The 18821-nt window shown below is 65.2% G+C and carries 19 protein-coding genes; 8 read left to right on the top strand and 11 right to left on the bottom strand.

What is annotated here, in order from left to right; all coding sequences use genetic code 11:
* Positions 1 to 21 precede the first annotated feature (21 nt).
* A complete protein-coding gene (locus tag TSA1_RS25875) occupies positions 22 to 618 on the top strand; it encodes a YdcF family protein (protein ID WP_174719074.1) in 597 nt (198 codons plus the stop codon).
* A 24-nt stretch (positions 619 to 642) separates the two neighbouring features.
* Here TSA1_RS25875 and TSA1_RS25880 read toward each other — a convergent pair whose 3' ends face one another.
* On the bottom strand, positions 643 to 1986 hold the full coding sequence (locus tag TSA1_RS25880) for an aminotransferase-like domain-containing protein (RefSeq protein ID WP_100178796.1): 1344 nt from the start codon (positions 1984 to 1986) through the stop codon (positions 643 to 645).
* A gap of 187 nt (positions 1987 to 2173) precedes the next feature.
* Here TSA1_RS25880 and TSA1_RS25885 point away from each other — a divergent pair, with 187 nt between their 5' ends.
* A complete protein-coding gene (locus TSA1_RS25885) occupies positions 2174 to 2410 on the top strand; it encodes a DUF1127 domain-containing protein (RefSeq protein WP_100178797.1) in 237 nt (78 codons plus the stop codon).
* 1117 nt (positions 2411 to 3527) lie between these two features.
* Here TSA1_RS25885 and TSA1_RS25905 read toward each other — a convergent pair.
* A complete protein-coding gene (locus tag TSA1_RS25905) occupies positions 3528 to 3809 on the bottom strand; it encodes a hypothetical protein (protein ID WP_100178798.1) in 282 nt (93 codons plus the stop codon).
* Between the two features lie 284 nt (positions 3810 to 4093).
* On the opposite strand from TSA1_RS25905, the gene TSA1_RS25910 reads away from it, so the two are divergent.
* Positions 4094 to 4537 carry a hypothetical protein gene (locus TSA1_RS25910; RefSeq protein ID WP_174719075.1) on the top strand — a complete coding sequence of 148 codons (444 nt, stop codon included), beginning with the start codon at positions 4094 to 4096 and terminating at the stop codon, positions 4535 to 4537.
* A gap of 3 nt (positions 4538 to 4540) precedes the next feature.
* Here the strand turns inward: TSA1_RS25910 and TSA1_RS25915 are convergent, their stop codons facing one another.
* Positions 4541 to 5383: a GNAT family N-acetyltransferase gene (locus TSA1_RS25915; protein WP_100178799.1), complete on the bottom strand. Its 843-nt coding sequence runs from the start codon at positions 5381 to 5383 to the stop codon at positions 4541 to 4543.
* Positions 5384 to 5484: 101 nt separating this feature from the next.
* On the opposite strand from TSA1_RS25915, the gene TSA1_RS25920 reads away from it, so the two are divergent.
* The 4 genes from TSA1_RS25920 (at position 5485) to TSA1_RS25935 (ending at position 8315) form a co-directional block, all read left to right on the top strand.
* Entirely contained in the window at positions 5485 to 6189 is a 705-nt protein-coding gene (locus TSA1_RS25920; RefSeq protein ID WP_100178800.1) for an SDR family oxidoreductase, read from the top strand.
* Between the two features lie 268 nt (positions 6190 to 6457).
* Positions 6458 to 7282: an outer membrane protein gene (locus TSA1_RS25925; RefSeq protein ID WP_100178801.1), complete on the top strand. Its 825-nt coding sequence runs from the start codon at positions 6458 to 6460 to the stop codon at positions 7280 to 7282.
* 152 nt (positions 7283 to 7434) lie between these two features.
* Positions 7435 to 7821: an ArsR/SmtB family transcription factor gene (locus TSA1_RS25930; protein WP_100178802.1), complete on the top strand. Its 387-nt coding sequence runs from the start codon at positions 7435 to 7437 to the stop codon at positions 7819 to 7821.
* A gap of 2 nt (positions 7822 to 7823) precedes the next feature.
* Positions 7824 to 8315, top strand: a complete 492-nt coding sequence (locus TSA1_RS25935; protein ID WP_100178803.1) for an SRPBCC family protein — start codon at positions 7824 to 7826, stop codon at positions 8313 to 8315.
* 131 nt (positions 8316 to 8446) lie between these two features.
* On the opposite strand, the gene TSA1_RS25940 is transcribed toward TSA1_RS25935, so the two are convergent.
* The 4 genes from TSA1_RS25940 to TSA1_RS25955 are packed head-to-tail and all read right to left on the bottom strand — an operon-like array spanning position 8447 to position 12801.
* Positions 8447 to 9667 (bottom strand): ABC transporter substrate-binding protein, encoded by a 1221-nt coding sequence (locus tag TSA1_RS25940; RefSeq protein ID WP_100178804.1) that lies wholly within the window; start codon positions 9665 to 9667, stop codon positions 8447 to 8449.
* A gap of 19 nt (positions 9668 to 9686) precedes the next feature.
* Positions 9687 to 10673, bottom strand: coding sequence for a Bug family tripartite tricarboxylate transporter substrate binding protein (locus tag TSA1_RS25945; RefSeq protein WP_100178805.1), 987 nt, complete (start codon positions 10671 to 10673; stop codon positions 9687 to 9689).
* Between the two features lie 51 nt (positions 10674 to 10724).
* Complete coding sequence (locus TSA1_RS25950) at positions 10725 to 11921, bottom strand: CaiB/BaiF CoA transferase family protein (protein WP_100178806.1); 1197 nt, start codon at positions 11919 to 11921, stop codon at positions 10725 to 10727.
* Position 11922: 1 nt separating this feature from the next.
* Positions 11923 to 12801, bottom strand: a complete 879-nt coding sequence (locus tag TSA1_RS25955; protein WP_100178807.1) for an IclR family transcriptional regulator — start codon at positions 12799 to 12801, stop codon at positions 11923 to 11925.
* 212 nt (positions 12802 to 13013) lie between these two features.
* Between TSA1_RS25955 and TSA1_RS25960 the strand changes: the two genes are divergently transcribed.
* Positions 13014 to 13856 carry a hypothetical protein gene (locus tag TSA1_RS25960; RefSeq protein ID WP_174719076.1) on the top strand — a complete coding sequence of 281 codons (843 nt, stop codon included), beginning with the start codon at positions 13014 to 13016 and terminating at the stop codon, positions 13854 to 13856.
* 4 nt (positions 13857 to 13860) lie between these two features.
* On the opposite strand, the gene TSA1_RS25965 is transcribed toward TSA1_RS25960, so the two are convergent.
* The 4 genes from TSA1_RS25965 to mhpA all read right to left on the bottom strand — a co-directional run bounded on the left by TSA1_RS25965 (position 13861) and on the right by mhpA (position 18775).
* Entirely contained in the window at positions 13861 to 15072 is a 1212-nt protein-coding gene (locus TSA1_RS25965) for an ABC transporter substrate-binding protein (RefSeq protein WP_100178809.1), read from the bottom strand.
* Positions 15073 to 15144: 72 nt separating this feature from the next.
* Complete coding sequence (locus tag TSA1_RS25970; protein WP_100178810.1) at positions 15145 to 16347, bottom strand: ABC transporter substrate-binding protein; 1203 nt, start codon at positions 16345 to 16347, stop codon at positions 15145 to 15147.
* A gap of 46 nt (positions 16348 to 16393) precedes the next feature.
* Positions 16394 to 17245 (bottom strand): fumarylacetoacetate hydrolase family protein, encoded by an 852-nt coding sequence (locus TSA1_RS25975; protein WP_100178811.1) that lies wholly within the window; start codon positions 17243 to 17245, stop codon positions 16394 to 16396.
* A 24-nt stretch (positions 17246 to 17269) separates the two neighbouring features.
* Entirely contained in the window at positions 17270 to 18775 is a 1506-nt protein-coding gene (mhpA, locus tag TSA1_RS25980; RefSeq protein ID WP_100178812.1) for a bifunctional 3-(3-hydroxy-phenyl)propionate/3-hydroxycinnamic acid hydroxylase MhpA, read from the bottom strand.
* Between the last annotated feature and the right edge of the window lie 46 nt (positions 18776 to 18821).

The following is an 18821-nucleotide window of genomic DNA, read 5'->3' on the forward strand; positions in this document are numbered from 1 at the left end:
CCGATGCCGCATCGTGCCGCCATGTCAGTCATGGACCGCAGTACACGTCTGCCGACGGCAGATGAGATCGATGGAATCAACCGCGCTCATCTGGTCGATACGCCGCTCCGGCCGGCCGACTTGCTTTTCATGTTCGGCACCCGCGAGGACGTCGGTTTGCGCGCCGACACCGCCGCTCGGCTGTGGCGCGAGGGCTATTTCCGCTGGTCGATTGTGAGCGGCGGCGTGACGCCTGGCTCGGAGCAATCCGAGTGCACGATCATCAAGGCGGCGATGATTGCGGCGGGAGTTCCGGCGGAACTTGTCATCGAAGAGCATCGCGCCATGAACACCGGCGAGAACGTGATTTTCTCGCTGCCGATCCTTGATGCGGCGCTAGGGCTTTCAAACATCCGCAGCGTGATCTGCCTCGGCAATACCTGGACCGCGCGGCGCTACCCGATGACGCTGCACCGGCACTGGCCGGAGGTCGAGAAGATGCTGCTTACCGTCGACAGCTTCGCAACGCCTCGCTCACTGTGGCATACCGACGCCGAATTTCGCCGGCGCGTGCTGCACGAATGGGACAAGATCGAGCCATACAAGGCGAAAGGCTTCATCGCCGAATGGCCGGCGTAACCGGCACAAGGGCGCGCTCGCGAGCTACTCCGTCGAGTCGAAATCCTCTTCCTTGGTGCCGAGCAGCGACACGAGCGTGCGCAGGCCGGAATCGAGTTGCTCGAAGGTGGGCGGGGCGATCGCGAGGCGCACCGCGTTCGGGGCATGGCCGTGGGCGATCGCGAAGGTGGAGGACGGCGTCAGCGCGATGCCGCGCCGGGCCGCCGCGGCGACGAAGGTCTGCGAGCGCCAATGCGGCGGCAGCGTCAACCACAGATGATAGGCGCGGGTGTCGGCGGTGATCTGGTAGCCGGCGAGCAGCCGTGCCGCGGTCTGCTGGCGGCGCGCGGCGTCGATGCGCTTGAGCCGCGTCAGCTCGGCGACGGTGCCGTCGGCCATCAGCCGTTGTCCGGAGGCAAGGGCGTGGCCGGAGGCGATCCAGCCGCCGGTGCGGACCGCGCTCATCACGCTTTCGCGCAGATGCGGCGGCGCGACCAGGATGCCGAGCGCAAGGCCGGGCGCGACCTTCTTGGACAGGCTGTCGATCACGATGCAGCGGTCCGGCCCGAGGGCTGCCAGCGGCGTGTCGTCGGCGAGGAAGCCATAGACGGCATCCTCGATGATGGTGAGATCGAGCTTCTCGGCAACGCGCATGATGTCGGCGCGTCGCGTCGCGTTCATGGTGACGCCGAGCGGGTTCTGGATGATCGGCTGCAGATACAGCGCCGACAGATGTGCCTCGCGATGTGCCTTCTGGATGGCGTCGGGCCGCGCGCCGAATTCATCCATCGGGATCGGGACCAGCGTGATGCCGAGCCGCGCGGCGATGCTCTTGACGTAGGGATAGGTCAGCGCCTCGACGCCGCAGCGGCCGCCGGTGGGGACGAGCGCTGCGAGCGCGGCCGCGAGCGATTGCTTGCCGTTGGCGGTGAACACGATCTGCTCGGCTTGCGGCGCGAAGTCCTTGCGGGCGAGATAGGTGGCGGCGGCATTGCGCGCGCTCTTGGTGCCGGTGCTGGTCGAGACGCGCAGCGCGGATTCCAGTGCGTCGACGCGCTCGAGCCCCGCAAGGCTCTTGGCGATCATCGCCCATTGCTGCGGCAATAACGGATAATTGACCTCGAAGTCGATCCGCGCATCGCGCGGCTCGCTCAAGGCTTCGACCTCGCGCCTGATGGCGCCGGAGATGAAGGTGCCGCGTCCGACTTCGCCGACGACGAGGCCGCGACGAAGCAATTCCGTATAAACACGGCTCGCAGTCGAGACCGCGATGCCACGGTCATAGGCAAAATTGCGCTGCGGCGGCAGCCGGTCGCCGGGCCTTAACGTGCCGTTAGAGATATCCGAGGCAATGGCATCGGCAAGCTTCACGTACTCGAACTTGGACATTATTGCACCGAGAGCAATGTTTTACTTGCTCCGAGAAGTGTACTGGAGCATTTAAGTTCCATCAAGGTCCATGATTGAGCCGAGGAGAGCGAGAGCAATCCGACGGCAAATGAGGTGCAGACGCTGACAAGCGTCCGCGCCAACGGCAATTGCTTCGCCGTGTGGACCGACAGGCCGGAGAAGAAACATGACCACCATCTCGCAAACTGCCGGGCGGAGCTTACGCCCATCCTCCTCGAGCGGATTTCTTGCAACGCTCGTCACCGCCGCCTATGCGCTGTTCGATCGCCTGGAGCGCCGTACCGCCGTCAAGACGCTGAACGAGCTCGACGACCGCGCCCTGCGCGACATCGGGATCACGCGCAGCCAGATCGAGGACGCGGTGTACGGCCAGTTCAAGACCGAGCTGACGCGCTACCTCTAAGCTTGGGTTGAGCGGGCGTCGCTGCTCGCTCTCGTGTCCCGGACGCGGTGCGGCACGTAGTGACGCTCCGCAGAGCCGGGACCCAGCAGGCCACGGCATTCGCTGCAACGTGGGCCCCGGCTCTGCAGCGCACCGCTGAAGTAGCGCTGCGCTGCGTCCGGGGCACGAGCGCATCGTTTGAAGACGCACTGTCTCAACATCGTCATTGCGAGCGCAGCGAAGCAATCCAGAATCCCTCCGCGGAAAGACCCTGGATTGCTTCGTCGCAAGAGCTCCTCGCAATGACGTGGTGATGGCGTCGATCCTTCAACTCGCATCTCACTCTGCAGACGGTTCGTAGGATGGGTAGAGCACTTGCGAAACCCATCATGCTTTCCCTGCGGACGAAAGGTGATGGGTTTCGCTTCGCTCTACCCATCCTACGGCTTCCAGACATGCCTTCGCATCCTCGCGGCGCATTTCGCCCGAGCTTTGCTTCGATGCCTCACCCTCTCATGAAAGAGGGCGCAGGGAAGACCGGGAGCCGGTTGGCTCCCATGGACCGCCATGCCAAGGGCAGACTGCGTGCGCTTCGTGCATAGCGGAGAACAGGGCAACCGGAGCATCCCGGCCTTCCCTGCGCAGTGGCTTTACGGCTTATGTCGTGCTCTCCCCGGGGAGCGTTGCACTATTGCCCCCGTCGCCTTGCGGATGGCTGACGCGCTTGCCCGGTTGAGCAATACACATCACCACAAGACTTGGCGCACAGACCCCCGGGCGCCAGGACCACACGATTTTGCCGTACGCCGATCGCACCGGTCGTGTGCGCGACGGCTTTGCTCACAGTTGCCTGCCCTGCAAAACCCTTCGCGCCGATGCCATCGGCGTCCACCGCCGCCCAGCCCGCGTTCGTGACGATCGCGATACGCCCCTCTTCGTTGGGCCGGGTTGCGGCGATGCATACGCCCTTTCCGAATTTCGGTAAAGTAGAATATTTTCGGGCGCGTGGATTGACCGACCAATTGGGTGTTTTGCCTGTCGGGCAACGCAAGGGATTGTGGCCCGGTCGAACCGGCCGTCGGCACAAACGAAAGGCCCACCGTTCGTGACGAACGGTGGGCCCGATCGCGGGCGGTGCTTACCAGCGATAGCCGCCGGTCAGCGTGCCGTTGTTGTTGCCCTCAGGGCCGACATCGCCCTGTGTCGAGCTCGGGGTCGGATGGTTGGTGCCGTTGAGCGCGCCATAGGGCTCCGCGACGCCAGGATAGTATGCGCGCGGCTGAACCGGTTCGTAGGCGGGCGCGGTGCGGTCCCAGCCGGCGCGTGAGCCGTTCCAATCATAGCCCTGCGCCGAGGCTGCCGCCGTGCCGGCGACGAGTGATGCCGTGATCAGGCAGAGGAGTTTTGACTTGTTCTGCATGCGAGGTGCTCCTTGCTTGTGTCGGGAGCCAACGGTTGCACTGCGGGGGCGTTCCGGAACCGGGCCGGCGGGCGCGATCAACTCCGATCAACTGGTTATGAAGCGCGGGCACCCGAACGAAGCGACGTCAGCGGTCGGTCGCGGGCGTTCTTGCCGCACCGGTTCCCGCGTTAATCCCGTGCCTTAACCAATAATTAATTATAGGTTTGCGGGTGGGTGACAGCCCGGCCTAGCGTAGCTGCGGGGAGCCGCGATCGCTTAAGCCAAACGAGTTGGTGCGTATCATGACCTATCGAATGCATGGGGCCTTGCTCGCCTCGTTCAGCGCAGCCGCGCTGCTTCTCAGTTCCACTGACAGTTTTGCCAGACCCGGCGGCGCCGCACCGCAGGGCCTCGCGGCTGTGCCCTCCGGCACTGTCGCGCGTCCGCCGATTGCGCCGGGTGCCCGGTTCCACCGGCGCAACCCCTTCGTGTACTGGCCTGGCGGCGGCGGCTTCTACTACGACGGCGCCGGCTACAGCCAGCCGTTCGTCGATGCGCAGCCGCCGGTCTCCACCGACGTCCGCTATACCTACACCTATGACGTCCCGTGGGACTGGTCGCATCGCTTCCCGCCAAACGTCGTGCCGTCCGACCGGCCCTATGTGCCGAGCTGCCCGACGGAGCAGGTGACGGTTCCCGGCCGCGGCGGGGTCGAGCACACCGTCAACATCACGCGCTGCTACTGAGATCTAGCCAAGTTCAAAGCTGGTTACGCCGAAGACCCGGTCGATGCGCAGCGGCGCGATCGGCCCGGTGTACATCCGCGCCGTCTCGAACACGGGCTTAAGCCCGAGCGTGGCTGCGAGAGCGATGGCCTCGGGATTGACGGCGGGGACATCGAGGAAGACTTCGCCGCCACCAGCACGCGGCAGCAAGGCCTGCACGATCGCCTCCGCCGCCGCGCCGTCGTCGGCGACGAGCGGGCCGATCTTGCAGCCGGTCCGGCAGGGCCGGATCACGCCCCATGCTTTGAGCTTGCCGTCACGCAGTAGCGCGCGGCCGACATGGCCCGAGGTGTTGATCCAGGCGCGCAGGAAGGTGCTGCGCCGGGCCGGGAAGACGGTGGCGTCGTCGGCCTCCACGAGCGCAAGGGGGATCGTGTCGAGCGTGACGACATCGGCGGGCGGCTTCACGGGCGCGGCGGCGATGCCGCCATAGCGGATATTGGCATAGGCCAGCTGGAAGCCGGACTTTCTGTAATTGTCCTGCTGTGCGACGACGCCGTCGAGCCCGATCACGCGCGCGCCGGCATGCGCGATCGCCGCGTTCCAGATGCGCAGGCCGTGGCCGGAGCCGCGAAAGTCTTCGCGCACGATGTAGAAGCCGAGGAAAGCAAAGCGGTCGTCGTAATTGACGCAGGAGACGGTCGCGACCGGCTCGCCGTCGATCTCGCCGACGAAGAAGCCTTGCGGGTCGGGTACAGCGAAGCAGGCGGCATCGCAGTGGCCCGGATTCCAGCCCTCGGCCGCGGCCCAGTCGATGGCGAGGGAGATCTCCTCGGCGCGCAGATTGCGGATCAGCAAATCACTCATGACGGATCCCTTCGACCATGGACCTGCTGACAGGTCTGGCGGTAGAAGGCCCCATGATAGGCCGGGCCGGCGGCTCGCCTCAACACAAGGGATGATCGGTCATGGCAGCAGAGAAGGTCGCGCTCGTCACCGCGGGCGGCAGCGGCATGGGGGCAGGGGCTGCACGGCGGCTGGCGGCCGACGGCTTCCGCGTCGCGATCCTGTCGTCCTCCGGCAAGGGCGAAGCGCTCGCGGCCGAGCTCGGCGGTTTCGGCGTCACCGGCTCGAACAAGTCGAATGACGACCTGAAGCGTCTGGTCGACGGCGCCATGACGAAATGGGGACGCATCGACGTTCTCGTCAACAGCGCCGGCCACGGGCCGCGGGCGCCCATCACCGAGATCACCGACGAGCAATGGCACACCGGGCTCGACACCTATCTGCTCAACGTGATCCGTCCGACGCGGCTGGTGACGCCGATCATGCAGGCGCAGAAGGACGGCGCCATCATCAACATCTCGACGGCCTGGGCGTTCGAGCCGAGCGCGATGTTTCCGACCTCGGCGGTGTTCCGTGCCGGGCTCGCCGCCTTCACAAAAATCTTCACCGACGCCCATGCGGCCGACAACATCCGCATGAACAACGTGCTGCCGGGCTGGATCGACAGCCTGCCGCAGCAGGATGCGCGCCGCGACAGCGTGCCGATGAAGCGCTACGGCACGGTCGAGGAGATCGCGGCGACGATCGCGTTCCTGGCCTCCGACGGCGCGGCCTACATCACCGGCCAGAACATCCGCGTCGATGGCGGCCTGACGCGCTCGGTCTGAGCCGGGAGATTTGAATCGCGTTCGCGCCTCCTTGTCGTGATGCGACAGGGGCGCGCGTGGTGCGTCGCCGATCAAGGGTGAGGCGTGGCTCTCGGGGCACACTCCTCATCTGTTCGCATGAGGTAAGGCGCACACTACGCCACAGTCCCTATGAACTTCGTCGCTGCCCAAGACGAGCCGCGGCGCTCGCCCTATGCCCTCACTGCGCCGGTTTCTATCGGCGCGCATTCGAAACGCGAGGTCAATCGCGTGGGGCAAGGAGATTGGAATGAACAAGTTTTGGCTGGCGATCGCGTCGGTTGTACTGGGTGCCGCATCCGCGCAGGCGGCCGACCTTGCGGCGCATTACACCAAGGCGCCGGTGATGGCGCCGGTCTATAACTGGACCGGCTTCTACGTCGGCGGCAATGTCGGCGGGCAATGGGGCAGCGCGAACCCGGAGACCACCACGCTGTTTCCGGTGGCCGCCTATTTCGCGAACTCGAGCGTGCCCGCGATCGCAGCGGTCGGCGCCCAGCACATCAACAGCTCCGGGGTGACCGGCGGCTTTACCGCCGGCTACAACTGGCAGGTCAACAACGCCGTGCTCGGCCTCGAAGGCGACATCAACTATTTCGGCTTCAAGGGCAGTGCGAGCCGCACGGGGGTGTATCCCTGCTGCGCGCCTGATAATTTCACCATTAATTCCTCGGTCTCGGCCGATTGGCTCGCCACCATTCGCGGCCGCATCGGCTTCCTCGCGACACCGAGCTGGCTGATTTACGCCACCGGCGGTGCCGCCATCGCCGAGGTCAAGGGCAATTTCAACTTCACCGACAGCTTCGCAGGCGCGACCGAATCCGGAGCGATCCGGGATACCCGCGTTGGCTGGACGGCAGGCTTTGGCGGCGAATACGCCGTGGGCAACGGCTGGTCGTTGAAGGCGGAATATCTCTACGTCGATCTCGGCCGCAGCAGCGTGACCAGCAACAATCTCAACGTCGGTGGGCCGTTGCCGGCCCAGACCTTCACACATTCGGTCGATCTCAAGTCGAACATCGCGCGCGTCGGCGTGAACTACAAGTTCGGCGGACCCGTCGTCGCCAGGTACTGATCTGTCCCGGTCCCATCCTGGTGCGGAAAGCCCCGGCTCGGCCGGGGCTTTTCATTTTGCAGCTCGGCTCGCGTGCGAAGCCGGCAGATACAAACTAAGCCAATCAGCTAACAATCATTGACGCACGCCGCACGGCGTGTATAGTTAGCTTCATGGCTAACAAATTATCCCAGCTCGACCAGGTCTTCGCAGCGCTCGCCGATCCCACAAGGCGGGCGATCGTGATGCGGTTGTGTGCCGGCGAAGCCTCTGTCGGCGAGCTCGCCGATCCCTTCGCCATGGCGCTGCCGAGCTTCATGAAACACATCCACGTGCTGGAGACGAGCGGGCTCGTCCAATCCGAGAAGAGCGGCCGCGTGCGCACCTGCCGGCTCAGTCCCGATGCGCTGCTCGGCGCGGAGGACTGGTTCCAGCAGCAGCGCGCGATCTGGGAGGCACGGCTCGACCGGTTCGAAGCCTATGTGATGAAGCTGAAGAAAGAGAAGGAGCAGGCGGCCGCCAAACGGCCGTCCCGCACAGCGAGGAAGAAAGGTTCCTGACGATGACGAGTTCTGCCAATCCCGCTCTGTCGCAATGGTCGCTCGACCGCGAGATCGTGATGTCGCGCGTGATCGACGCACCCCGCGATCTCGTGTTCGAGGCGTGGTCCGACCCCAAGCATCTGCCGCAATGGTTCGGGCCGAAGGGATTCAAGGTCGAGACCTTCGAGATCGACGTCCGCGTCGGCGGCGTCTGGCGCTTCAACATGATCGGCCCCGACGGCACGGTCTATCCGAACCGCATGCGCTTCCGCCGCATCGAGCGGCCGTCGCTCATGGAGATGGATCACGGCACCGACCAGGACGACGATCCCGGCATGTTCCGCTTCACCGTCACCTTTGCCGAGCAGAGCAACGGCAAGACCGTGCTGATGATGCGTCAGCTGGCCTCGAGCACCGCGCAGCGCGACGGCATGATCGGCTTCGGCGCCGTCGAATACGGCTATCAGACGCTGGACAAGCTCGCGGCCTATGTGGCTGGCATGAAGCGGTAAGCCAAGGTCTAGTCGTCATGCCCGGGCTTGTCCCGGGCATCCACGTTATTCGTGCTGCGCGGTTGGGCGTGGATGGCCGGGACAAGCCCGGCCATGACGAGAGGAGTGGGAACGGCGCCTAACCCGCAAACTCACTCCTTCGCCTCGTCCGTCACGATGTCCCCGAGCTTCTGCCAGCGCTGGCCGTCGAACTGCACCATCTGGAACTGCTTGTTGACGCGATAGTCGGTCGGCGTGGTCGTGACCGAGATCCCGGGAAGGGTGAGATCGAGCACGACGTTCTTGAGGCTCGCTGCCTGCCGCATCACGTTCTCGCGGGTCAGATCGTCGCCACATTGCTTCAGCACCTGCACCAGGAGCTGGGCTGTGATGTAGCCATAGACGTTCAGGTTCGAATCCTTGTCGCCGTCGGGATAGTATTTCGCCATGAAGGCGAGATAGCGCTTCATGCCGGGATCGTCCTTCCATTCGGGATCGGCGGCGTCCTTGACGTAACCGACGCTGATGACGCCCTTGGAATTGTCCAGACCCGCCGGCTTCAGCACGGCGCTGAGGGAGGAGGCGTTGATGTCGATGATGTGCAGCACCTTCCAGCCGATCTCCGCGACCTTCTTGATCGCCTGGGCCGCCTGTTTCGGCGTCGTGGCGCTGAACAGCACGTCGGCACCGGCATCCTTCAACCGCAGAATCTGCGAGTCGATGGTCGGCTCGGTGATCTCGTAGGACGTCTCGGCCACGATCATTTTCGCCTTGTCGCCGAGGCCCGCCTTGAGCCCGGCGAAATAGTCCTTGCCGAGGTCGTCATTCTGGTAGAGCACGCCGATCTTCGCGTTCGGGTGGTTCTTCAACAGGTACTGCGCGTAGATCCGCCCCTCGACGAGGTAGGACGGGTTGAAGCCCATGGTCCAGGGAAAGTTCTTCGGATCGGTGAAGCGCGCCGCGCCGGTCGCCGCGAAGAGCTGCGGGATCTTCTTGGCATTGAGATATTTTTGCACGGCGACGTTCGGCGCGGTGCCGATGATCTGGAACGTCAGCAGCACCTCGTCGCTTTCGACCAGCTTGCGGGTCTGCTCCACGGTTTTCGGCGGCGAATAGGCATCGTCGTACTGGATCAGCTCGACCTTGCGGCCGTTCACGCCGCCCTCGTCGTTGATCATCTTCATATAGGCGGCCTGGGTCTTGCCGATCACGGCATAGGCCGAAGCGGGACCGCTGAGCGGCACGGTCTGCCCGACCTTGATCGCGGTGTCGGATGCTCCGACATCGTATTTCTTCTGCGCCTGCGCGGCCGAGATCGACAGCGCGAGGAGCAGCGCGGAGGCTGCGATGTGCTTGATGGAAGCGCTTGTCATGTCCGGTCCCTCCCGATTGTCATTCGCCCTTGAGACCGGCGTCGCGGATCAGCTTGGTCCACTTCTCCGTCTCGGCGTCGATGAACTGGCCGAACTCGGCCGCCGTGCCGGCACGCACTTCGAGGCCCTGTGCGGTCAGCTTGTCCTTGATCGCGGGCTCTGCGAGCGCGCGCAGGATCTCGGCCTGGAACTTGTCGACGATCGCGCGCGGCGTCGTGGCGGGCGCCATGAAGCCGTACCAGCCCGCGGCGGCCACGTTGGGGAAACCCTGCTCGCGCAGCGTGAGTGCCTGCGGATAGAGCGCGCTGCGCTCGGCCGAGGCGACGCCGAGCACGGTGAACTTGCCGCTCTGGATGTAGGGCAGGGCGGTCGGCAGCGCCGTCAGCGTGGCGTCGACGCGGCCGGCGAGCAGCTCGGTGTAGGAGGCGGCATCGCCCCGGAACGGAATGTTGAGACCCTTGACCCCGGCGTCGCGGAACAGCAGCTCTCCGGCCAAATGCGGCTGCGAGCCGGCGCCGGGAGACGCGAAGGTCAGCCCGTCCGGTTTCGACTTGCCATAGGCGATCAACTCGGGGAGCGTCTTGAACGGCGCATCGGCGCTGATGATGAGGAACAGCGGCGCGACCACGACCATCGCAACCGGCTGCAGATCCTTGCGGTCATAAGTCAGCTTGCCGAACAGCGCTTCGGCGGTCGCGTAGGGGGCCGCGACGTAGAGAAGGGTGTAGCCGTCGCCCGGCGCATGGGCGACCATGTCGTTGGCGATGCGGGTGCCGGCACCCGGCTTGTTCTCGACGATGAACTGCTGACGCAGGCTGCGGCCGAACTCCTCGGCCAGGAGGCGCAGCGAGATGTCGTTGGAGCCGCCGGGCCCATAGGGCGAGATCAGCCGCACCAGGCGCGTCGGCCATGCATCTTCGGCCTGGGCCGTCAGGCCCGAGCCGGCAGCGAGGCCACCTGCGAGCGTGCCCAGCAGAGTTCGGCGTGTGACCTTGAATGATGTCACTGTCTTGTCCTCCCTGTTTTCTTGTCTGTTTTTTTGGTTGTCTTGTTGCGTTCAGATCACCTTTCGCTCGGTGAGCCTTTCGACCTCCTGGTCGGAAAGGCCGAGCCAATCCCGAAACACCTCGTCATTGTCCTGGCCGACGTCGCCGGCGGCGTGGCGCATTTGCGCGGGATCATTGGTGAAGCGCGGGACGACATTGGTCATGGCAACCGTGCCGAAGTCCCGGTCGGGGACGCGGGTGATGACCTCGCGCGCTTTCACCTGCGGATCGCCGGCGATCTGGTCGATCGCATAGATCGGGGCGAGTGTGCCCTGCGCGGCATTGAATCGCGCGAGGACCTCGTCGAGGGGATGGGCGGCGCACCAGCGGGCGAAGATGCTGTTGAGCTCGGAAGCGTGCGCGACGCGCCGGTCGTTGCTGGCGAAGCGCGGATCGGTGATCAGGTCGGGCCGCTCGATTGCCCGGCAGTTCGCCGCAAAGAGGGCGTTGGTCGAGCCCGCCAGCGTCACCCAGTGATCGTCGCTGGTGCGGAACACGGCGGCCGGCGCCGAATAGCCGTTGGAATTGCCGATGCGGCTGCGAACGGTGCCGAGCTGATCGTGCTCGATGGCGAGCACGTCGAGCAGGCGGAAGGTCGCCTCGGTGAGCGAGAGATCGATCTCCTCGCCGGGCGCATCGGGATCGCGCGCCCGTTTCCACAGCGCCGCGAGCACGCCGACGGCACCGAAAAGGCCGCCGATCGAATCTCCGATCGGGTATCCCGGATGGGTCGGCTCGCCGTCGCTTTCCCCCGTAATGTAGGTGAGCCCGCCCATGGCCTCGAAGATGCGGGCAAAGCCGGGCCGCTCGCGATAGGGCCCATCCTGCCCGAAGGCGGTGGCGCGCAGAATCACGAGGCGCGGCTGGATCGACCACAGCACCTCCTTCGACAGGCCCCAGCGATCGAGCGTACCCGGACGGAAATTCTCGATCAGCACGTCGAAGCGCGGAAGCAGCTGCTTGAACAGCGCAAGTCCTTCCCCAGTGCGCAGATCGAGCGTGGCAAACTTCTTGTTGCGGTTGGCGGCCTTCCACCACAGCGGCTTGCCGTTCTTGAACGGCGGGAACGACCGCACCCCGTCGCCGGTCCCGGGCATCTCGACCTTGAGCACCTCGGCGCCATAGTCGGCGAGCAGCGTCGCGGCAAAGGGCGCGGCGATGATCGTCGCGATGTCGAGAACTCTCAAACCTTCCAGCGGCCCAGCCATCTCACGTCCCGGTGTTGATCTTCTTGGTCTTGCGCGCGGGCAGCGCGGGCGTCGCTTGTCCGACGATGGCGCGGATGCTGTCGGCCAGCGCCGCAAGGCGCGGACCGATCTCACTCTCCAGCTGCCCCGGCTGCAGCCGGAAAGCAGGAATCCCACAATTGATCGAGAATGATTGTCTGGTCTCCGTGGCGTGGAACAGCGGCGCGGCGACGGCGTGGATCGAGGCCATGTACTCGCCCCAGCAGGTGCAGAAGCCGCGGCTGACGCATTGGGCAAGGCCGGCGCGGTATCTGTCCTGGAAGGCCGACCAGAGCTCGGAATCTTCCGCGGCGATGCGCCGCTCCAGCCGCGCCGCGTCGGGCGGGGGCAGGGTCGATGCTGCGGCGCGGCCCATGGCCGTCATCACGACCGGAATGGGCATGCCGATGTCGGGCGCGTGCGGGCCGACATCACCGGACCGCGCCGTCTCCACATAGATCATCGACGTCGCATCGAGCAGTCCGATCGAGACGGTGCCGCGCACGCTTTGCGCCAGCTCCTGCATCATGGGCCGCGCGAACTGGCGGAATTGCAGATCGGCGAGCAGCGGGTGCGCCAGCCGCAGGGCGCGCGCACCGACATGATACTTCGCCCGCGCGGGGTCGTAGCGGAGGTAGCCGAGCTCCGCGAGCGTGTGCGTCAGCCGCGCCACCGTTGGCCGCGGGATGCCGGTCAGCGTCGACAGCTCCATGTTGCCGAGCAACGTGCTGCCTGCCTTGAAGGCTTCGAGCACCACGAGACCCTTTGCCAGCGTGGTGGCGAACGCCGCGTCGTCAGCACTTTCCGCGAGAACCGCGGCGGCGGAGGTGGGGTGAGGTGATCTGGATGGAGGACGAGCCATGCCGTCATATTCGGACGAGTGGCCGATGATTGTCCAATAGATTCACGAAGTGGCGATTATTTGTCCAATATGTGGACAAGCTGAAGAGCAGCGTCTTGCTGTGGGCCGCACATCAAGACCACCCGACCGCACGGATTTTTGTCGCGATTCTCTGGCGTGTTGTGACAGGATTGTTACGGCGAAATGTCAGATCGATTACAGCGGAGCGGTTCATGTTGCAGTGGCAGGCGCGGTCAAATCCCCTCGCGTGGTGGTGGGGCTCACTGACGCTTGTGAGCGGCGCCAACATCCTCGTCTGGTTCATGCTGTACCGCGAGTTCTATCCGATACCTTCGGGCAGCCACGGCGGCGCTTCGGATATCGGGCTGATGTTCCTGCTGTGCGCCGGCTATGTGTTCGGCTGCGCGTTCCGCTCGGTGTTGCCGCGCGCCGACGTGCAGCGCATCTGCCTGTTCGACACCTGGCTGTCGAGCGTCGTGGTCGGCCGCACGGTGGCGACCGTGGCCGAGCTCTGCTTCGTCGCGCAATGGGCCATCATCCTGCATCAGCTCGGCAAGATGACGGGCGCCGAGACCGCGGTGAACATCGCGCTCTTGATCGTGCCCATCATCATCATCGCGGAGTGTTTCTCCTGGTACGCGGTGGTGACGACCAACTTCCTCTTCAACGCGATCGAGAACTCGCTGTGGGCGGTGACGTTCTTCCTCGCCGGCATCGCGCTGTGCCGCCTGATGCCGGAATTCCAGGGCGTGGTGCGCTGGGCGCTGACCGCGGGCATCGTCGGCATTGCCTGCTTCCTCGCCTTCCTCGTCACCGTCGACGTGCCGATGTATCTCAGCCGCTGGCGGGCAGGGCACGCCGAAGGCAACACGTTCCTCGGCTTCCTCGAGGGCCTGCATGACGTCTCGACGCGCTGGGTCGTGACCCACGACATCGCGCATTGGAAGGGCGAGCTGACCTGGATGTTCCTGTATTTCAGCGCCGCGGTGTGGTCGAGCCTGGCGCTCTGCGCGCTCTATGCGATGGAAGGCTATCTGGCGCTGTATCTGGCGTGAGCGGTTACTTCCCCACCAGGCTGCACTTGCTGCGGTCGAGCGGACGGAAGGCCTGGTCGGGCGGGATCGTTGCCACCAGCTTGACGAAATCCCACGGACCTTTGGACTCCTGGGGTGTCTTGACCTGCACCAGATAGAGATCGTGCACCATGCGCTGATCCTCGCGGATGCGGCCGTTGGGCGTGTACGCATCGGACACCGGTGTCGCCTTCATCTTGGCCATCACGGTCACGCTGTCGTCGGAATCGGTGTCCTTGATCGCCTGTAGATAATGGCGCACGGCCGAATAGACGCCGGCCTGGATCTGCGAGGGCATGGCCTTGCGGCGCGCATAGAAGGCGTCGGAGAATTTTCGCGCGGCCGGTGAGACGTCCTCGAAGAACGAGGTGACGATGAGGTCGCCGCGGGTTGCCTTCAAGCCGACCGACTCGATATCGACGTTCTGGAACGACATCGGCACGATCTTGATGCCTTGATCGGCGAGGCCGAACTCCTCGGCCTGCTTGATCGCGGTGGCGTTGTCGCCGGCGACGTTGATGGCGAGGATCTTGGCGCCCGACGACTGTGCCTGAAGCAGGAACGAGCTGAAATCGGGCGTGCCGAGCTGCGCCTTGACGCTGCCGGCGACTTTGCCGCCGAGCTCGCCGATGCGCCCGCGCGCCGTCGCTTCGATCGAATGGCCGAAGGCATAGTCGCCGGTGATGAAGAACCACGGCTCCTTGCTGGTCTGCATGATGCCCGAGACCACGGCGGTCGCGGTGGAATAGGCGTCCTGGGTCCACTGCACGCTGGTCGGCGCGCAAGCCTCGTCGGTGAGCTGATTGGCGCCGGCGCCGGAGACGAGGAAGATCTTGCCGTTGCCGCGGACGAGTTCCTGCACCGCGAGCGCGGCGCCGGAGCTGCCGCCGTCGGCAATCGCCTGGACGCCTTCGCTGAACCATTTGCGGGCGAGCGATGACGCCAGATCCGGCTTGTTCTGGTGGTCGGCCTGCAGGATCTCGATCGGCTTGCCGTTGATCCTGCCGCCGAACTCCTCCGCCGCCATCCGCGCCGCCTCGACTGAACCCGGGCCCATGGCGGTGGCGAATACGCCGTTCATGTCGGTGAGCACGCCGATGCGGATGGCATCGCCCTTGATCTGGGCGTGTGCCGCCGGGATTGCGAGAATGAGAGTGAGTAGCAACGTCGTGATGGATGTCGCGCGGTTGGCTGCCATGGCGTGTCTCGATCTTGATGGGGGCGTGTACGCGGCTGTTGCCGCAGTGGATGAAGGCGCGGTGAAGCAAGCCTAGTTGGCGACCTTGCAGGCGGGGTCCACGGGGCCGAAGGCCTGATCGCCGGGAATGCGCGTCAGGATCTTGTAATAGTCCCAGGGGTATTTCGATTCCGCGGGCGTCTTGACCTGCGCCAGCCAGAGATCGTGCATCATGAGGCCGTCGGCCCGCAGCTTGCCGCCGTGTGCGAAGAAATCGTCGATCGGCGTGTCGCGCATCCTGCCCGCGACTTTGCCGGGATCGTCGGTCCCGGCTGCCTTGACGGCATTGAGATAGTGTGTGACCGCGGAATAGACGCCCGCCTGCCACATCGTGGGCATGCGCTGCATCTTGGCGAAGAAGCGCTTTGACCAGGCCCGCGTCTGGTCGTCCATGTCCCAGTAGAAGGCTGTTGTCAGCAGCAGGCCCTGCGCGCTTTGCAATCCGAGCGCGTCGATGTCCGTGATCAGCGCAAGCAGGGCGGCCATCTGTTGTCCGCCCTGGAACAGACCAAATTCACCGCCGGTCTTGATCTCGTTCACGTTGTTGGGTGGGCCGCCGGCTATTCCGATGATCTTCGCCTTCGAGGCCTGCGCCTGCAGCACGAAGGACGACATGTCGGTGGTTCCGAACGGCGGCCGAGCCGAGCCGAGCACCTGTCCGCCTTCGCGCTTGATCACGGCGGTGGCGTCACGCTCCAACGCGTGACCGAACGCAATGTCGTCCGTGAGGAAATACCAGCTGTCGCCACCGCGCTTGACGACCTCCTGGGCAGTGCCGACCGCGAGCGCGTGGGTGTCGAACACCCACTGCATGGTGGTGGGCGAGCAGAACTTGCCGTGAAAGTCTGCGGTTCCGGTCGCTGTCACGATCAGCAGCTTCTTCTTCTCGCTCGCGACCGTCTGCGCCGCGAGCCCCACCGCCGACACCGGAACGTCCACGATGAGGTCGACCTGTTCGGTGTCATACCATCGCCGTGCGATGGCAGCGCCGATGTCCGGCTTGATCTGATGGTCGCCGACGATCAGCTTGATCGGCTTGCCCAACACGCTGCCGCCGAAATCGTCGATGGCCATTTGAGCCGCGGTCACGGAGCCCTGACCGGTCGGTGTCGAGGAGGGACCCGTCATGTCCGACAAGACGCCGATCTTGACCTGGTCGTCCGAGATCTGGGCCTGGGCGACCGTGGTCGCCAGGATTGCCGCTGTCACGGCGAACGCGCGCGCCAGGCGATGCATGTTGTTTCCTTCCCTGTGATGCGTCCCTTTGTGGGATCGCTTTGACTCAGGCCGGCTCGGCGATGACCGCGTTGCGCAAGGTGCCGATGCCGGAGATCTCGACCTCGACGGTGTCGCCCGGGCGCATCCACAGCGGCGGCGTGCGCTTGGCGCCGACGCCGCCCGGCGTTCCCGTGACGACGACGTCGCCGGGGACGAGCGGGCAGATCGTCGAGATGTAGGCGATCAACTCGGGGATGGCTGTGATCAGGAGGTCGGTGGTGGTGTCCTGCACCACGGCGCCGTTCAGCCGCGTCTGCAAGGTGAGCTTCGACGGGTCCGGAATCTCGTCCGCCGTCACCAGCCACGGGCCGAAGCTGCCGCTCTCCGCGAAAGTCTTGCCGGAGAGGAACTGGCTGGTGTGGCGCTGCCAGTCGCGGATGCTGCCCTCGTTGTAGCAGGCATAGCCGGCGATGTGGTCGAGCGCACGGCTCGCCGGGATATGCCGGCCCTGCTTGCCGATGACGAGCGCGAGCTCGCCTTCATAATCGAAATCGTCGCTTACTTTCGGTTTCACGATCGGCTGGAGATGGCCGACCTGGCTGCAGGGGAAGCGAACGAACAGCGCCGGCTTCTCGGTGACAGTGCGCCCGGTCTCGGCGACGTGGTCGCGATAGTTGAGGCCGACGCAGATGATCTTGCCGGGATCGGGGATGACGGGGGCGAAGGCGATCTCGTCGAGCGGATGATCGGGCGCGGCGGACGCGACGATCTCTGCCGCCTCGGCAACGCGACCGGCTTCGAGCAACTGCCGCAGCGTGGCGCAGGGCGCCATGCGCGTGCCGAGATCGACGACGCCATGGTCCTTGAGAGCCCCGAAGGAGGCGCGTCCGCCGGCGACGAATGAGAGCAGCTTCATGAGATGTCCTTGAGTATGTTCGCTTCAGGCCGCGGACGGCACGTGGGTGAGGGGCGTGATGGCGGCGACGAGCTGGTCGAGTTCGGCGTCGTTACGGGCCGTGCCTTGCACATAGCGGTCGGGGCGCACGAGCGCGGCCGTGATGCCGTGCTTGTGCAGCCAGTCGCCGATGGCTTCCGCGTCATCGCCCGTGAGGGTCTCGATGCCTGCCTGTGCAAGGGCCGGGCGCGAGGACAGGGCGGCCGCTGTGACAAGCAGCACATGGCTGTAGCCGACCCGGTCGTCGCTGCGGCTGCCGTTCCGAAGCTCGAACTGCGGCGCGAGATCTCCGGCGAGAGGCTGGTTGCCGATCGTCAGCCCCGGGCCGAGCAGGGGCTTCTTCACCTCGAGCTTCACCGGCGCGTTCTCGCGAGCCTCGCCCGCGGCGAGGCCCGCTTCGATCGCCTTGGTGTTGATCACGCCGCCGAGGCGAATGGCGAGCTCGATGAATTGGCGCACATGCGGCAGGCGCTCGCTTTGATAGGTGTCGAGCAATTCGCGCGTGGCATTGCCCCGCACGACGGCGTCGAGCTTCCAGGCGAGGTTCGCGGCGTCGCGGATGCCGGCGCACATGCCCTGGCCGAGGAAGGGCGGGGTCTGGTGCGCGGAATCGCCCGCGAGCAGCAGTCGTCCGTTCCGCCATTGCCGTGCGATGACGGAATGAAAGGTGTACACCGCCGCGCGCTCGATCTCGGCATCATCAGGCGTGATCCAGCGCGACAGCAGGTCCCAGACTTTCGCGGGTTGCGTGACGTCGTGAGAATCCTCGTCCGGCAGCACCGTGATTTCCCAGCGCCGCCGCTTGCCGGTGCCGCGCACATAGGTCGCGGGCCGCCTGGGATCGCAATGCTGGAGGCTGTAGTCGCCGAGGTCGTCGCGCGCGCGCTTGAGCTGTACGTCGATCACCAGCCACCGCTCGTGGAAGCCGAGGTCGTCCATGCCGGAGCCGATGAAGCGGCGGACCAGCGAGCGGGCGCCGTCGCAGCCGATCACGTAAGCAGCGCGGACTTCAGTGAGCTGTCCGTTCGAGAGGTCTTCGTAGCGCACGCGTACGCCATGGTCGTCCTGATCGAGCGCGAACACATCGCAGCGGTTGCGCAAGACGACGCCTGGAAAGCGGCCGAGACCGCCGATCAGGACATCCTCCAGATCCGGCTGGTGAAAGCGATAGCTGAGATTCCAGCCCATCGGCGTCGGGGTTTGCGGCCGCGACCAGTCCAGCAGCATCTTGCCGTCGGCATCCAGAAACAGCATGCCGGGGCTGAGGATGACGTGCGGCAGGATCGCGTCGGCGAGGCCGATGGTCTGGAACACCCGCATGCATTCGTCGTCGAAATGCACCGCGCGCGGCAGATGATAGCTTCGCGCCTCGCGCTCCAGCACCAAGGTCCGCACGCCGCACAGGCCGAGCAAATTGGCGAGCGTGGCGCCAACCGGCCCGCAGCCGACGATCACGACATCGAACTCTTCGAAGGTGGATTTATCTTGCATGGGGCCATCTCTTCCCCAAGCCATGCCATCCGTTCAACGCCGCCGC

The sequence above is a fragment of the Bradyrhizobium nitroreducens genome, assembly GCF_002776695.1.
Lineage (GTDB): Bacteria > Pseudomonadota > Alphaproteobacteria > Rhizobiales > Xanthobacteraceae > Bradyrhizobium > Bradyrhizobium nitroreducens.

Coding starts and splice junctions, on each gene's coding strand:
- TSA1_RS25880 (WP_100178796.1), bottom strand. CDS start 1,986: ATGTCCAAGTTCGAGTACGTGAAGCTTGCCGATGCCATTGCCTCGGAT.
- TSA1_RS25905 (WP_100178798.1), bottom strand. CDS start 3,809: ATGCAGAACAAGTCAAAACTCCTCTGCCTGATCACGGCATCACTCGTC.
- TSA1_RS25960 (WP_174719076.1), top strand. CDS start 13,014: ATGTTGCAGTGGCAGGCGCGGTCAAATCCCCTCGCGTGGTGGTGGGGC.
- TSA1_RS25875 (WP_174719074.1), top strand. CDS start 22: ATGTCAGTCATGGACCGCAGTACACGTCTGCCGACGGCAGATGAGATC.
- TSA1_RS25940 (WP_100178804.1), bottom strand. CDS start 9,667: ATGACAAGCGCTTCCATCAAGCACATCGCAGCCTCCGCGCTGCTCCTC.
- TSA1_RS25920 (WP_100178800.1), top strand. CDS start 5,485: ATGGCAGCAGAGAAGGTCGCGCTCGTCACCGCGGGCGGCAGCGGCATG.
- TSA1_RS25970 (WP_100178810.1), bottom strand. CDS start 16,347: ATGCATCGCCTGGCGCGCGCGTTCGCCGTGACAGCGGCAATCCTGGCG.
- TSA1_RS25975 (WP_100178811.1), bottom strand. CDS start 17,245: ATGAAGCTGCTCTCATTCGTCGCCGGCGGACGCGCCTCCTTCGGGGCT.
- TSA1_RS25955 (WP_100178807.1), bottom strand. CDS start 12,801: ATGGCTCGTCCTCCATCCAGATCACCTCACCCCACCTCCGCCGCCGCG.
- TSA1_RS25910 (WP_174719075.1), top strand. CDS start 4,094: ATGACCTATCGAATGCATGGGGCCTTGCTCGCCTCGTTCAGCGCAGCC.
- mhpA (WP_100178812.1), bottom strand. CDS start 18,775: ATGCAAGATAAATCCACCTTCGAAGAGTTCGATGTCGTGATCGTCGGC.
- TSA1_RS25950 (WP_100178806.1), bottom strand. CDS start 11,921: ATGGCTGGGCCGCTGGAAGGTTTGAGAGTTCTCGACATCGCGACGATC.
- TSA1_RS25925 (WP_100178801.1), top strand. CDS start 6,458: ATGAACAAGTTTTGGCTGGCGATCGCGTCGGTTGTACTGGGTGCCGCA.
- TSA1_RS25885 (WP_100178797.1), top strand. CDS start 2,174: ATGACCACCATCTCGCAAACTGCCGGGCGGAGCTTACGCCCATCCTCC.
- TSA1_RS25930 (WP_100178802.1), top strand. CDS start 7,435: ATGGCTAACAAATTATCCCAGCTCGACCAGGTCTTCGCAGCGCTCGCC.
- TSA1_RS25965 (WP_100178809.1), bottom strand. CDS start 15,072: ATGGCAGCCAACCGCGCGACATCCATCACGACGTTGCTACTCACTCTC.
- TSA1_RS25935 (WP_100178803.1), top strand. CDS start 7,824: ATGACGAGTTCTGCCAATCCCGCTCTGTCGCAATGGTCGCTCGACCGC.
- TSA1_RS25915 (WP_100178799.1), bottom strand. CDS start 5,383: ATGAGTGATTTGCTGATCCGCAATCTGCGCGCCGAGGAGATCTCCCTC.